At 43.4% G+C, this 14,241-nt stretch carries 11 protein-coding genes; 1 reads left to right on the plus strand and 10 read right to left on the minus strand.

All coding sequences use genetic code 11. The annotated features are described in order from the left end of the window. Positions 1 to 602 precede the first annotated feature (602 nt). The 5 genes from brnQ to AB1K89_RS08110 form a co-directional block, all read right to left on the minus strand. Complete coding sequence (gene brnQ, locus AB1K89_RS08090) at positions 603 to 1,973, minus strand: branched-chain amino acid transport system II carrier protein (RefSeq protein WP_413054254.1); 1,371 nt, start codon at positions 1,971 to 1,973, stop codon at positions 603 to 605. 207 nt (positions 1,974 to 2,180) lie between these two features. Then, complete coding sequence (locus AB1K89_RS08095; protein WP_413054255.1) at positions 2,181 to 5,258, minus strand: AAA family ATPase; 3,078 nt, start codon at positions 5,256 to 5,258, stop codon at positions 2,181 to 2,183. Further along, positions 5,255 to 6,406, minus strand: coding sequence for an exonuclease SbcCD subunit D (locus tag AB1K89_RS08100; RefSeq protein WP_413054256.1), 1,152 nt, complete (start codon positions 6,404 to 6,406; stop codon positions 5,255 to 5,257). The genes AB1K89_RS08095 and AB1K89_RS08100 overlap by 4 nt, the downstream gene beginning before the upstream one ends. A gap of 296 nt (positions 6,407 to 6,702) precedes the next feature. Continuing rightward, positions 6,703 to 7,077 carry a nucleotide excision repair endonuclease gene (locus AB1K89_RS08105; protein WP_413054257.1) on the minus strand — a complete coding sequence of 125 codons (375 nt, stop codon included), beginning with the start codon at positions 7,075 to 7,077 and terminating at the stop codon, positions 6,703 to 6,705. Positions 7,078 to 7,195: 118 nt separating this feature from the next. After that, positions 7,196 to 7,870 (minus strand): SOS response-associated peptidase, encoded by a 675-nt coding sequence (locus AB1K89_RS08110; RefSeq protein WP_413054258.1) that lies wholly within the window; start codon positions 7,868 to 7,870, stop codon positions 7,196 to 7,198. Between the two features lie 104 nt (positions 7,871 to 7,974). On the opposite strand from AB1K89_RS08110, the gene AB1K89_RS08115 reads away from it, so the two are divergent. Continuing rightward, positions 7,975 to 8,400 carry a protein-tyrosine phosphatase family protein gene (locus AB1K89_RS08115; protein WP_413054259.1) on the plus strand — a complete coding sequence of 142 codons (426 nt, stop codon included), beginning with the start codon at positions 7,975 to 7,977 and terminating at the stop codon, positions 8,398 to 8,400. A 53-nt stretch (positions 8,401 to 8,453) separates the two neighbouring features. Here AB1K89_RS08115 and AB1K89_RS08120 read toward each other — a convergent pair whose 3' ends face one another. The 5 genes from AB1K89_RS08120 to AB1K89_RS08140 all read right to left on the minus strand — a co-directional run bounded on the left by AB1K89_RS08120 (position 8,454) and on the right by AB1K89_RS08140 (position 14,160). Beyond that, complete coding sequence (locus AB1K89_RS08120; RefSeq protein ID WP_489686564.1) at positions 8,454 to 10,019, minus strand: BCCT family transporter; 1,566 nt, start codon at positions 10,017 to 10,019, stop codon at positions 8,454 to 8,456. A 97-nt stretch (positions 10,020 to 10,116) separates the two neighbouring features. Further along, entirely contained in the window at positions 10,117 to 11,280 is a 1,164-nt protein-coding gene (locus AB1K89_RS08125) for an MFS transporter (RefSeq protein WP_413054261.1), read from the minus strand. Between the two features lie 4 nt (positions 11,281 to 11,284). Next, the gene (locus AB1K89_RS08130) at positions 11,285 to 11,692 is read right to left on the minus strand and encodes a MarR family winged helix-turn-helix transcriptional regulator (protein ID WP_413054262.1); all 408 of its coding nucleotides are present in this window, start codon (positions 11,690 to 11,692) and stop codon (positions 11,285 to 11,287) included. 509 nt (positions 11,693 to 12,201) lie between these two features. Further along, positions 12,202 to 12,588 carry a hypothetical protein gene (locus AB1K89_RS08135; RefSeq protein ID WP_413054286.1) on the minus strand — a complete coding sequence of 129 codons (387 nt, stop codon included), beginning with the start codon at positions 12,586 to 12,588 and terminating at the stop codon, positions 12,202 to 12,204. 405 nt (positions 12,589 to 12,993) lie between these two features. Beyond that, positions 12,994 to 14,160 (minus strand): MFS transporter, encoded by a 1,167-nt coding sequence (locus tag AB1K89_RS08140; RefSeq protein ID WP_413054263.1) that lies wholly within the window; start codon positions 14,158 to 14,160, stop codon positions 12,994 to 12,996. Positions 14,161 to 14,241: the final 81 nt, after the last annotated feature.

Raw genomic sequence — 14,241 nt, forward strand, 5'->3', positions numbered from 1 at the left:
TATGTCTATTGTAGAGCAATCCTGTCACGGAGCTTTAGCTGGTTCGTATAGTACAGGGCGTACATCATGTATATAGGATAGGGTAAAATGCCATTCTCATGGGTTGGAAATCGATTTGATTTCCAACCCTTTTTCCTATTTTACAAGGTTAATCTACAGTAATGAGCCAATGGTACCCATCAACTCATTCATTTAATTGGAGGCTCCGTTGATTGAAGCGGAGGGCGGCGACTCCAGCGGGAACAGCACGAGCTGAAGACCCTGGACTGAGCACAGCGAAAGCCGTAACGAAGAACGGCTTTTGCGAGCACAAGCGAAGCGTTGCGAGCATAGGCTGCCTTAATTTCTGCAAAGAACGCAGAAATTAAGGCAAATCGAACTCTTCGTTGTTCGATTGGCTGAAGCCGTGCCCGCGGAAAGCGTCCGCCCGCAACGGAAATCAACAATTCTAGTAATACATCTATATTAAAAGAAAAAGACTGTAGGCAAACCAGAGTATTTTCGGGTTTGTCTACAGTCGGGAAAAAGTATAAGCTCCAAATATTAAGAGGGTGCACCTTTTTCATTATCTATATTTTGTATTCAGTTGATTCAAGCGGTAATTAACCTTCATCGTATCGCACAGAAGGCTGAAGGATTTTAGCTATGATTCCAGTAATAAGGATCACAATCACTACCGGAAGAAGCCAGCCGAGACCTTCGCTGTAGAGCGGTAAAGCCCGATCGTAGAAGGCTATAATTCCGCTGAGCCAGTTCGGCCACTCCTGTTCAACTACCCCCAACGTACCATAAAGAGTTTTCACTCCATCAATTACACTTATTAAAAATGCTACAACCGTCGCACTGACGTAGACGAATCTTGAATGATTGAACAATGGTGAAGTGAACGTCAGCAACATGAGAACGACAGCTAGCGGATATAAAAACATCAAAACCGGGATGGAATACGTAATGATATTAGCCAATCCGAAGTTTGCCACAATAAAACAGAAAGTCGTGAAAATCGTGACAAACGCTTTGTAACTTACTTTAGGAATGATCGTGTTAAAATATTCACCGCAAGCAGTCATTAACCCGATGCTCGTCGTCAAGCAGGCCAGTATAATGATTACTGCTAGCATGACGGACCCAAATGTTCCGAAATAATGGGCGGCTGCACCGCTTAACACAGGACCACCTGTATCTAGAAGACCGAATTTCTCTGTAGTCGTTGCCCCGAGATAAGCGATTCCTACATATAAAAGTGCAAGGAATCCAGCTGCGACGAAACCAGTTTTCATTGTAGCCGAGAGGATTTGGACATTATCTGTGACACCCATGGAACGGATGACATTAATGACAATAATTCCAAAGACGAGCGATGCTAGTGCATCCATCGTGTTATACCCTTCCATGAACCCTTTCATGAACGCTCCATTCGCATACGCATCTACTGGAGATTGGATCGCTCCCATCGGATTGATGAAAGCCACGACCAACAAGATGAGCAATAAAACAATAATGGCGGGTGACATGATTTTCCCGATCCGATCAACGATTTTTGCCGGGTTGAGCGATAACCATAACGTCACTCCGAAAAAGATGAGTGTGAAGATGAACAAAGCGAGACGCATGGAATCTTCCGGAATGAATGCGGAGAAGCCGATGTCAAATGCGACCGCTCCTGTCCGTGGAGCAGCAAAGAACGGGCCAATCGTCAAATATAATAAAGATGTAAATAAGATAGCATAGACGGGATGGACTCGGCTCGCCAAATCTTGCAAGTTCCGACTTCCTGAAAAGCCCATCGCAAGTATTCCGAGAAAAGGCAATCCTACCCCTGTAATTAGGAAGCCGATGACTGCAGGCCATAGATTCGTTCCTGCATTTTGTCCCAACTGCGCGGGAAAGATCAAGTTACCGGCACCAAAGAAAAGTGCGAATAGCATGATTCCAATCAGTAGATAAGAAGTAAAAGATAGTTTATTCTGCATGGTTTTTAAATCCCTTCTTGTTGTAAATTGTGCTTGGTGCCGTATGCAATATATCGCGTTTTTTTATAATAAGCCCTCTGATTGTAAAATGCAATAGTAAAGTATTTTCTAAATATAACATTTTATTAGTTAATTGCTCCGGTTGGACTAGTAGTTAAAGATAAAAAAAGAGCAGACGGTTCGTAAAAACCGCTCTGCTCTCAGTTTTTATTTCAAAACAAATCGAGTGACGCTATGTCCTTCCTTGGACTTTTGAACTTCTAGTATTGCCGGAAAGGCAGTTTTTAACTCTTCCACGTGCGAGATGACGCCAATCATTCTTCCGGACTTTTGCAAATCAACGAGCGTGTCAACAGCTTTTTGCAAAGCTTCCTCGTCCAATGTACCGAAGCCTTCATCGATGAACATCGTTTCTATGGACACTGCACCTTGATAGCTTTGGATGACATCGGCCATTCCTAACGCCAAGCTAAGTGAAGCATTGAATTTCTCTCCGCCGGACAACGTCTTCACATCTCTGCTCTGCCCGGTATAAGCATCATACACATCCAAGCCTAAGCCGCTCTGTCTTCCCCGCATTTCCTGACGATCACTACGGATCAATTCATATTGTCCGTTGGATAAATTCCGTAGCCTTTCATTCGCAGATTGGATAATCCGCTCCAAATAATCGATTTGAATAAAACGTTCAAATGATAGCTTATAGTCATTCTGACCCCGGATGACATCGTATAACCCCGTAATTTTACCGACTTCCTTTTCAAGGTCTTCCACTTCTTTTGCAGTCTTTTCTATATCCGATTTCAACCGGGTCAGCGCCTTTTCACATTCAATGGAATTGTTCCAATCCGTAAATGCTTTTTCATAGGCAGATTTCAATGTTTGAATCGTTTCGATTAGACTATCCAGGTCGGTTTTCTCTTTTCCAATAAGACCCGCTTCCAGTTCATTGATCGCTTCCTTCGTCGCGTGTAGACGATGTTTGAACTGCATGACGTAATCCTTCAGAAGGAGCCTGTCCGCTTCTGTCATCTTCGCTTGCCGGTATTCCTCTTCCGTGTTGAATTTGGATGCCTGTAAAGCCTTTTTGAATCTGTCTTCCGCTCGATCTCTTTTTTCAATGCATTCATCCAATGCTGTCTTCAAATGGTTCTGCGAATTAATGGATGTTGCGAGTCTTTCCCTTGCTTCTTCCAACCTTTTTCGCACGGATTGCCAAGCTTCGTCCATTTGGCGTTTCCGTGATTCTGTTTCTTGGATCTCCGCTTGCAGGCGAGATAAGTCCCGTAACCCTTCTGGAATGGCAGAAAGCTCCCTTTCCAGCAAAGCAGCTTCCTGTGCGAAAATCGTCTTTTGTTGAAACAATGCCTGTTCCATTTCAGATTTCCGTGTAAACAATTCATTCGATTCTTTGTCGGCTCTTCTTTGCTGCTCTTTCAATGAAGCAAGTTCATCCCGCATTTTTCTCAGTTGCTCCACTTTTTCCGCTGCATTCTGTCCTTTAGTAAACAATACTTCTAGCCCTTCATTTATTTGAAGGTCATTCATTTCTTGTTCTTTTTCGGTAATTTGGGCAAGAACACTTTCACATTTCGCCTCGGCAGATCGAAAGGCGCTTTCAACCTCAGCTAAGTAGGACCTTTTCAAATCAAGTTCTTCTCGGGAAACAGCATTATTATCATGTCCAGCAACTTTTGAAGGGTGATGTGCGCTTCCGCAAACAGGGCAAGGCTCCCCTTCCTTCAACGTTTGCGCCAAATGTGCGGCTTGATCATTCAACCATGCATTTTGCATCATCTCAAACTCATTTTTTGTTTGAATGAACTTATTGGATGCAGCCTCTTTCTTTTCCGCCCAAACTGCGTAGTCTTTTTTTATGTTCTCATAGTCTCGGACGACTTTGTAATGCATTCTAAGTGTGTTCAATTCTTCAATCAACTTGTCATAAGGAGAAATCACCTGTTCGAATTTCTCTATGTTCACATTCAAGTCGGCCAATCTTTTCTTTTCCGCCTCTGCCTTATCAGTGACTGCTCTGAAATCACCTTCCATTTTTCCGATCTTCTCTTTCAGTTTCAGCACATTTGCTTCCTTCGCAGCCAAGTCTGTTACGGCAGGGAGGTGATCGCGCAAACGGATGAGCCGCTCAGTTACCGCCCCTCTATCCTGCTCTTTCCCCTCTTCTTCCTTATATGCAATCTTCTTCTCTTCCAGATGATTCGTCGCCTCTTGGACAGCTATGAGTGCTTTTTGGAACTCATTTTCCTTCGTCTTTGCATCTTCGGCCAGCATTCGGAATTGACCTTCGATTTCATGGATGACAGATGCCCGTTCAGCGTCTTCTATCCGCTTTTGCTTCAGCTCAACGGACGGAATTTCGTCCGTTAATTTCCCAAGAACGATTTTGCGTTGTTCCAGCTGTTCAAACTGCTCATTGCATTTTTTGGCTGCGTGGAATGCCTCCAATATTTCCGCATGCTTTTGATAGGCAGCTGTATACTTCTTTTCATCTGTGGCGCATTTCTCGGCATAATGGTCGATCTCCTGTTCAAGCGCGTCCATCACTTGCGATGTGTTTGCATATTCCTGTGATAAGACTTCAAAGAGTAGTGATTCCCTAGGCGGAATGAGATTCGGAATTTGGTGGATATAGCCATCCACCTTCCTCTTTTCGTCCATCAATTGTTGATGCGCTTCATCTTTTCTTGTTTTTAAACGATTGACAATCTCCCTATACTCTTCCGTTTTGAAGATTTTTCTCATGATTGTTTCTTTATTCTCTGTATCGGATGTCAGAAATTTCCTAAATTCACCTTGCGGCAGCATTACAATCTGACTAAATTGGGCTTGTGTAAAACCGACAAGCTCCTCGACTTTCCGATTGATTTCCGAGACGATTTGACGGTCGACAAATGGAACTTCTCCACCATCCACAAGCTCAAAAAACTCACATCTCGCGGGCGTCTCGGTTTTATTGCCACTTTTCGTGTATGGGATTTGCCTCATGATACGGAAGGTGCGGCCATTTATTTCAAAGATCAACTCAACGGCGGTTTGGACGGCATCATCAGCAAAATCGCTTCTCATCGAGCGGAATTCAGTCCGGTCTTCTCCGCTTGCCTGTCCATATAAAGCAAAGCAGATTCCGTCAAATATCGTTGTCTTCCCGGCACCTGTCGCTCCGGAAACTACAAACAGCCGATGCTCTTCAAGTTGGCGGAAATCAATCGTCTCTGTCCCTTTATATGGTCCGAAAGCAGTCATCGTCAATTGGATCGGCTTCATTTTTCAACGCCCCCTTTGACTTCCTGCAACACTTCAGCAAAAATCCTCTCAGTTTCAGCATCAGGCTCCATATCGTTCATCTGGGAATAAAAGAAACGGAACAACGACAAATCATCCGGTTTTTCCTTGACTCCCGCTGTTTGCTGCTCAATTGCAGCCGATGTCCTCACCAGTTTCCTTTCAATATGCATGGCATTCGGATAGACGGACTTCACTTTTTCCATCGGAAATAAAACAGGCGTTTCATCATGGAGCTTTACAAATACGTAATCTTCGCTAGGCGGGTGTGCAAGAATCTCTTCCATCGTTCCTTCAACGGTCCGCATATCATACAATGGAGTGAGTGCCCTCTTTTCGACATCCACTTTTCCTTCGCCGTCCATTTCCACAATGAGATATCCCTTTGCATGATTCTCCTCTGAAATCGAATATTTCATCGGGGAACCCGCATAGCGGATTTTTTCACTGGAAACGTAATGCGCCTGATGCAAATGGCCGAGCGCCGTATAATTAAACGGTGAAAACAGGTGTGCTGCCACATATTCCGCCCCGCCAATTGCAAGCGGGCGCTCCGAATCGCTCGTATTCTCCTCTTCCTCACCAAAAGGAGTGACAAAAGCATGTCCCACGAATACATGGCGTGCAGTCCTATCCATCGATCCGCAAATTCGCTCGACCACTTTCTCCATTGCCGTATTATGGTCGACGACATCATCTTCTTCATATAAATGCTTCACAATGGATGGATCACAATACGGCACCGGGTGAAAATGGACTTCTCCAAATCTATCTGTCAACACGACCGGCTCGATTTGCGCAGACATTTGGCCGACAATATGAAAACCATTCGATTGCATTAATCTGCTGCCGAATTGCAGACGTCCGGGGCTATCATGGTTTCCCGCCACTGCAATGACAGGTGTTTTCAGTTCCATAACAATTTCCCAGAGCACTTCATCCAATAAGGCGACCGCTTCCGGCGGCGGAACCGCCCGATCGTAAAGATCGCCCGCAATGATGACCGCATCGGGTCTCTCTTCACGTACAGCATCTACAAATTGACGAAGGACATGCCGCTGCCCTTCTGTCATATACACGCCTTGCACCAACTTGCCAAGATGCCAATCGGCAGTATGAAAAAATTTCATTTTCCTCAACCCCCTACTTACTCTATATTTTACTTCTATCAAAACCTCATAAAATGATCGAAACGCGCATAACCGTCTCCAAAGAAGCATAAATCGTCGGAATCACGCATAATTGCCGCCAAAGACGCATAAATCGCTAGGATCGCGCATAAATAACTCACGCCTTAGAGGAGAAGCCAATTCCTTTCATCCTCATCATGCAATCTACCATTCATTTTACAGTAAGTTCGGCTGAAATTAAAACAGACAACAAAAAACGGGACATCCTTAAAATGGATATCCCGTTGAACCGTGTATTATTCGAAAAATACTTTGTCTACATTATATTTTGCACGCATTGTATTAATGATGTAGGTTTCATAGATTTCCCGCTCCATCGGATCTTCGACGACGATAACTGAAATTTTGTTAACTTCATCTCGATGGTTTTTCAATGGGGATACGTTGTCCTCAAGATGCTTTTTCACTCGCTGACGAAGCTTTCTTGCTTTTCCTGCAAAAAGCAGTTCATCACGATTATTGTAAAAAAGGATGAGTCCACCTTTATCACGTGGGATTTCATGAAGATCGATAAAACCATTGATTGGTTTAATCGGCGCTTCCTCACCGTTCATTTCTTGCTTGCGTTGCTGAATCGTTACATCCGGATTCGGTATTGTAATTGAGATCATTCATTTTCACGTCCTCTTCTTTTGTGAAATTAAATCCTACCATAATTCGGCTCGGATTGCGAACGCCGTCGAACACACAACCGACATTTCATTCGACTGCGCGTTTTTGACCCATTTGTCAGCAAATAGGCACGATAAGCGATTCCTTATTATTTTTCGGTGAATTTACCGCGGATGAGACACTATACGCATCCATTTGCTTCTCATCGAACGGACGTAACATATTCCCCAGGAAATCCATGTCATCATTTCGGGGATCTAGCCATGCCGCCTCATCTTCCCTTCTCAGTATGACCGGCATCCTGTCATGGATCGGTTTCACCAATTCATTCGGCTTAGTCGTGATTGCAGTACACGTGTGGATGACCGTTCCGTTTGAGGATTCCCATGACTCCCACAATCCCGCAATGGCAAACAGCTCATCACTCTTAAGCTTGATGCGCATTGGGATCTTCTCTCCGTCTTTCCTTTGCCATTCATAAAATGAATCTGCTGGTAAGATACAACGCTGTTTCTGGAACGCTTTCCGGAAGCTTGGTTTTTCAGCAACCGTTTCAGCCCTGGCATTGATCATTTTATATCCGATTTTCTCATCCTTCGCCCACGGAGGAATGAGCCCCCAACGAAGATGTCCCAAACGGTTCTTGCGCCCATCATTAATGATGGCTGCCACTTGTTGGGATGGAGCGATGTTGTAGCTCGGTATATAATCACTTTCAGAAAATGCCGATTCAATTTCGAATCGGTCGATAATTTCATAATACGGGGCAAATAAAGTGAAACGTCCACACATAGGCATCCTCCTCTTCTTTAAAGATGATTTAGTTAATGGTACCATTACTTTTGGAGAGAATCATGAAAAGTGTCGTACGAGAATACATAGAGAAGGTGAAATTAATGACAAACAAACCGTATAAAGCATTGGTGACTGATCGGATCTTCTTCGGTGGTGTCAATGCGATTGATGAATTGTTGGCGAATGAAAAAATTGACGTCATCTATGACTTGCGCGCGAAAGTGGAAGGTCCCTTGCCGAGTGACATAAGTATCCACCAGCCTTTATTGGATGATGCAGATAAACAGGACAATTCCATCCGTGAAGCAGTAAGCAAAGTGATGGAAGCTTACAAAGATGGGAGAAACGTCTATTTCCATTGCAATACAGGAAGAGGCCGCGGCGGAACATTGGCTGCAGCGACTTTGCTGGAGCTGGGCAAAGCGGAGAATGTAGAGGAAGCAGAACTGATGACTCAAGCAATCCGCCCAGAAACAAACATTAAACCTGCATTCAAAGACGCATTGAATCGATTGTACGGAAAGTGAAAAAGTGGAGGCCGGGGATTACCCCACCTCCACTTTTCTCATTATAAGACAGACTAATTCCGTATCCTTCTCCTTGCCTTCTTTTTCACTTCCTGCTCAATCTTCTCAAATTGCCTAATGTCAGTCGGCCTGACAGTAATCGGCTCCTTCCTCAATAACTTCCCTAAGGAAAAAATGAGTAAAATGAGAAATAGCGTAAATGGAAGGGCAGAAACGAGAGACGCTGATTGCAAAGCCTCCAAACCGCCCGCATAGAGCAAAACTGCTGCAATTGCAGACATGAGGAACCCCCAAATCATTTTGACAAGAAGCGGAGGTAACAAACTTCCCCTCGTCGTCATGCTTGCCAAAATATAGGTCGCAGAATCCGCAGATGTAATTAGGAAAGTAAAAATGAGAACGATTGCCAAAAATGAAACGACACTTGTGAACGGCAAATGGTTAAGTGTTTCAAAAATGGCTGAAGTGACATCTGCATCAACCGCTTCCGCGATCTTCGTCCCGTTGTTCAAATCGCTATATAAAGCTGTGCCACCCAATGTAGCAATCCACATACAAGCAAATACAGGCGGAATAATCATCACTCCTGCAATGAATTCACGGATTGTACGGCCTTTTGAAACTCGAGCAACGAAAGCTCCAACGAAAGGCGACCAAGCGATCGTCCATGCCCAGTAAAAGATCGTCCACTCCCTCACCCAACTTCCACCTTGATATGGCTGCAACCGCAAGCTATACCGAATGAAATTATTGATGTAGTCCCCGATCGCCAATGTAAAACTTTCCAAAATGAAAACTTTCGGTCCGACGAAAAAGAAGAAGATGAGCATCGCAATCGCCATTGCTAAATTGAAATTGCCTAAATACGCGATTCCTTTATTCAAACCGGTCGATGCGGAAAGCATATATGCGACGAAAACGATAAAGATGATAATCAGTTGCACCCAAAACGTATTTTTCGTCTGAAATACATATTCAAGTCCACCGCTCATCTGCAACACGCCCATCCCGAGAGATGTCGCAATCCCCATTACCGTAGCAATGACGGCAAATGAGTCAATTCCTGTCTTCAAATGCCTATTGGAACCGACTAACGGCTCCAAGGCAGTAGAGATTAGACCGTCCTTCTTTTTCCGGAACTGCATAAATCCGATAACAAGCCCTACAATGCCAAAGATGCCCCATTGCGAAATTCCCCAATGGAAAAATGAATAGCCCATTGCAATTCTCGCTGAGTCGTGCGATTGTGGTTCAACACCATTTATAGGCGATGAGAAGTAATGGCTCATCGGTTCTGCAACACCCCAAAAGACAAGCCCTACTCCGAAACCGGCTGAAAAGAGCATGCCGATCCAAGTGAAAAATGGATAATCAGGTCTTTCCTCGTCTCCTCCTAAACGAATGGCTCCGTATTTACTAATTGCCAATCCAATCAAAAATACAATGATAATGAAAACTGTCAACAAATAGAACCAACCGAACTTCATCGTCGTAAATCCGTATAATCGTCCCGCAACCTTACCAAAAGGTCCCGGAATGGCTGCTCCAAGAATAACGAGTAATAAAATGACGACTGCGGATATTGAAAACACCGGGTTCTTCCAAAACTTTCTGTCCAAAGCAAAATCGACTCCTATAAACATAGTTAAAGAGTCTATACCCTAAACTGCATTTTGGTAACGTAATAATCAAAACTGAAGTAGTATGCTTCAGAATTCAATTGTGTCTTTTTCGAATTATGATTACATATAACGCAAGCACTGCAAGCACGAGAAGACTGGATAGCAAATACATATTCCGATAGCCCATTTGAACTGCGATAAACCCTAAAACATACGAACCGACAGCAAGACCCGAATCGAATAAGGTGAAAAATGTCGCGGTTGCATAACCGCTTCTTTGATGGGTCGTCGATTGAATAGCAAGCGTCTGCATGCTCGGTACGAGCGCTCCATAGCCAAGCCCGACAAACGCTCCCGCAATAAGGAATAACCCAGCGGAATTCATGAACGAGAGAATGAACAGACCGAGGAAAAATAATAGGAAGCCCGGAATCAAAATATAAGCCGGACCTTTTTCGTCAAAAATCCTTCCCGTGAATGGTCGAGTAATGAGCATGACTGCCGCAAATACGACAAAGAAGAAACTGGCTAGCGGCAATAACCCTTTCTCTTGTGCATAAATTGATAAATAGGAAAGGACGCTGGCATATGAAAATGCGATTAAACTCGCCAAAAACGCAATCGGCATCGCTTTTTTCTCAAATAGATCGTTCCATGTAAATCCTTTCGACTTATTCTCACTCGTTGCTCTATCCATTTTCGGAATGAGCAATGCTACGAGCGCACCAACGGTCATGAGGACACTCATCAAGATAAACAAAGCGTCGTAAGAATAGGATTGAATAATGAATAGGGCAATGAACGGCCCGATGACAACCGCCAAATTTGTCGACATGACATAATAGCCAAGCCCTGCTCCGCGCCTCGTTGAAGGAACGATATCCGCGGCGAGCGATCCCGCAGCCGTCGTTACAATGCTGAACCATATTCCTTGGAAGAATCGTAATGCAAGCAAGCCTTCAAATGGCGTAATGAAATAGTAAAGCACTGTGCAAATTAAATAGAAGAACAAGCTGATCAGCAGCAGTTTTCGTTTACCTACGATATCGAGCAGTTTGCCACTAAACGGCCGGACAATGATGGCTGACACTAAAAAGATAGTCATTAACAGACCGGCTTCTTCATCCGTCCGGCTCAAAGCATCTTTTGCGTACAGCGGCAATGTCGACACTAAGCCGTAAAACACGATAAAAACGGACAAATTCGTTAAGAAAAGACTAATGAACGGCTTTGTCCAAATCGGTTCTTTATTGTTCATGAAATCATTCTCCTTCACTTGATATTTTTTTCAGCACTTTCATGAGGAGCTCCTTTTCCTCTTCAGTAAGGCTTTTCAAACTTTGCTCCTCAAACTGAATGATCGTCTCTTTAATTTCCGAGAGCCGCACAGTCGCATTTTCTGTCAAACTGACATATTTCTCGCGTCTGTCCTTCCCTTCTCGAGTCGCAAGCCAGCCCATCTGCTCTAACCGATTGACGGTCCGGGTAATCGTGGGCGCTTCTACATTCAAGTATCTCCAAATCTGCGTCAAAGTCATCTCACCATGTTGATATACACAGTAAATAACCGTCCATTGAGCGGCAAACAAGCCATGCTGTTTCAGTGCTGAATTCAGCTCTTTGCCTAATTTGCGTGATCTCTGAAACAGCTCATGAATTATTGGATTCATTTTCAACACCTCAATATTTACCTAGGTAATTAATAAAGTATACGTTCCTTTAAACCTCTTGTAAAGAGATCAAAAAGGCTGCTAAAGTTCAGGAGGCCACTGAAAAGGTTCTTATAAATCTGATTACTTTCAGAACTGTTGATTTCCGTTCCGAGCGGACGCTTTCCGTGGGGCGGGCGGTAAGCCTCCTCGGTCGCTTCTCTCCACTGCGGGGTCTTACCTGTCCCGCTCATCCCACAGGAGTCGCCGCTCTACACTATAATCAACGGAACTCAAATAAAACAGAAACATAAAAACAAGCGATCCATTTCCTTTTATCGAGGAATGGATCGCTGTTTTTATTTTATAATCAATGTAATAAATCCAGATGGTGTTCCCGATGATTTTTTCAGCCCCTTTTTAATTTTCATGTTCAACTACCTGCTTCTAGTTAAACAAGAAAAAAAGAGCTCTAAGCAGCTCAACCGATTTTCAAGTAAAGTACCGTTATTTCAATAAGAAATAGCAGTTTAATGGTATCGAAACCAAACAAACCATCCTTTTTCCTTACTCTTAGCTAAAAATATTTGACCGTGGGCTAAGTCAGCTCCAGGTGCTTTCGGGAATTCTAAACGTACAAGCCATGACTTTTCAGCAATTTCTTTGCCACAAAAGGTTTTTGCCATTCCAAAATAGTCTTCTTCTGCTTTATTACCAACTGTTTTAGGAAAAGGTTTGGCAGTTACTACATTCCACTTAGTATATAGGTCAGGTAAATCATCTAATCCAGTTCCATAAGTTTTTGGTATTAAAGTATTTAACGCTTCTATTACCTCTTTTTTATCCTTAAGCGATGTTTTTTCTAATTCACTTAATACAGGACAATTTTTAGGCTGAGCAAAAACTTCAAATGACACCAAAGTGAATAAAGCTATGATTAAAATCAGTGCATACAGTTTTTTTAAGATAAAATCACCTCTTTTCTAATTACTTTCTCCAATTAGAAAAGAATTATTAATCTTTATTGAACTAAACTGCATCGTTAGTTGAAGAACATTTATTTTAGCATAGACTTCTCAACTTCCTTCCAATATCCAATAAGCTAGTGATTTAACAATGGAATTAACAAAAGCACATAAATTTATGAGATGCTGCTAATTCCTGTGTCAATTGTTGTACCAGTTCGTCTATATAAAGAATCTAAATGTTGATGCAACAACAAAAGAAGGGACACCAATTCATATGCGAATTGCGTCCCTGAACACTGTGTTTTTTATTGTTTTCTCCCCATCAACCGAACCCGTTAAAGTAAAATGGCAGCCTTAAGCATTCGCACCTTTCCATGCAACCGAAACGGCCATCGTCGCAACAAGCACGATAAGTCCTAAGATGAATGGATATAGATGGTGCACATCGTACAATAATCCTGCAGAAAGTGGTCCAAGGACATTGCCGATGCTCATATACGAATTGTTCATGCCCATTGCAAATCCTTGCTCATTCCCCGCGAGCTTCGAAATAAGCGTCGTCAACACGGGGCGCAAAATCGATGTTGCCAAGAAAATGATCATCGTCACTCCGAAAAACATAATATAACTCGGGGCGAATATACAGAGTAGAAATCCAGCCGCAGTCACCCCAAGGAAAATATTCAGCACTTTCCTTTCACCGAATCGGCGTACGATCCAATCGACTGCAAAAAGTTGAATGACGACACTGACGATGCCTGTCGACGTCACCATAATTGCGATGTCCTTCGGAGTTGCATTGAATTCATTATCGACGAATAGGCCAAGCACCGATTCATAAGCCATCAATCCGAAGCTCATAACAAGCGTAATAACGAGCGGGATGAAATACGGCTTACTGAATGAATGAAATATCTCCTTCACCATAGGTTCAGATTTGAACTCCAATGTTTCCTCCTTAGCCTCCATGCTCTCTTGCAACATAACTGCGGAAAACACGACGGCCACCAATCCAATGATCGCCGAAACTAATAAAGGCATCTTCAATCCGAAATCTGCCAAGAAACCGCCGATTCCGGGACCGATGACAATCCCTAATGACATGGACGCGGAAATGTAACTGTTCCCTTTCGCACGCTGATCCATCGTTGTAATGTCTGCTACGTATGCAAATATCGCCGGAATAAGCAAAGCCGCTCCAATCCCTCCGATGACCCGGGACAAATACAACACACCAATCGAATCGGAAAAATAAAAGACGAACATGGACAATGCCAAGCCGCTTAAACCGACAATGATCATAATTCTCCTGCCGTACCGATCCGTCCATCTGCCCGCAATGGGAGACATCACGAGCTGCGCGCCAGCAAAAATCGCAATCATCAAGCCAGCCGCTTTGCCAGCCTGCCCGATCGACAATAAGTACGCAGGCAAAATAGGGATGATGATTCCGAAACTACCGACTGCGATGAACATATTTATCATCAAAATTATCATTTTCTTACGTTGGTCTTTATTCAAATCCCCCAACCTCCTTCTCAACAGACAGACCTTTTATTATAGACAGGACAACAACAGATGTCACCTATTATTTTGAAGATG

Origin of the sequence: Sporosarcina pasadenensis (assembly GCF_047228845.1) — a bacterium.
Lineage (GTDB): Bacteria > Bacillota > Bacilli > Bacillales_A > Planococcaceae > Sporosarcina.

Excerpts from the sequence above, each read along its gene's own strand:
- AB1K89_RS08130 (WP_413054262.1), bottom strand. The coding sequence starts at position 11,692 with ATGAATCCAATAATTCATGAGCTGTTTCAGAGATCACGCAAATTAGGC.
- AB1K89_RS08095 (WP_413054255.1), bottom strand. The coding sequence starts at position 5,258 with ATGAAGCCGATCCAATTGACGATGACTGCTTTCGGACCATATAAAGGG.
- AB1K89_RS08105 (WP_413054257.1), bottom strand. The coding sequence starts at position 7,077 with ATGATCTCAATTACAATACCGAATCCGGATGTAACGATTCAGCAACGC.
- AB1K89_RS08110 (WP_413054258.1), bottom strand. The coding sequence starts at position 7,870 with ATGTGTGGACGTTTCACTTTATTTGCCCCGTATTATGAAATTATCGAC.
- AB1K89_RS08115 (WP_413054259.1), top strand. The coding sequence starts at position 7,975 with ATGACAAACAAACCGTATAAAGCATTGGTGACTGATCGGATCTTCTTC.
- brnQ (WP_413054254.1), bottom strand. The coding sequence starts at position 1,973 with ATGCAGAATAAACTATCTTTTACTTCTTATCTACTGATTGGAATCATG.
- AB1K89_RS08100 (WP_413054256.1), bottom strand. The coding sequence starts at position 6,406 with ATGAAATTTTTTCATACTGCCGATTGGCATCTTGGCAAGTTGGTGCAA.
- AB1K89_RS08125 (WP_413054261.1), bottom strand. The coding sequence starts at position 11,280 with ATGAACAATAAAGAACCGATTTGGACAAAGCCGTTCATTAGTCTTTTC.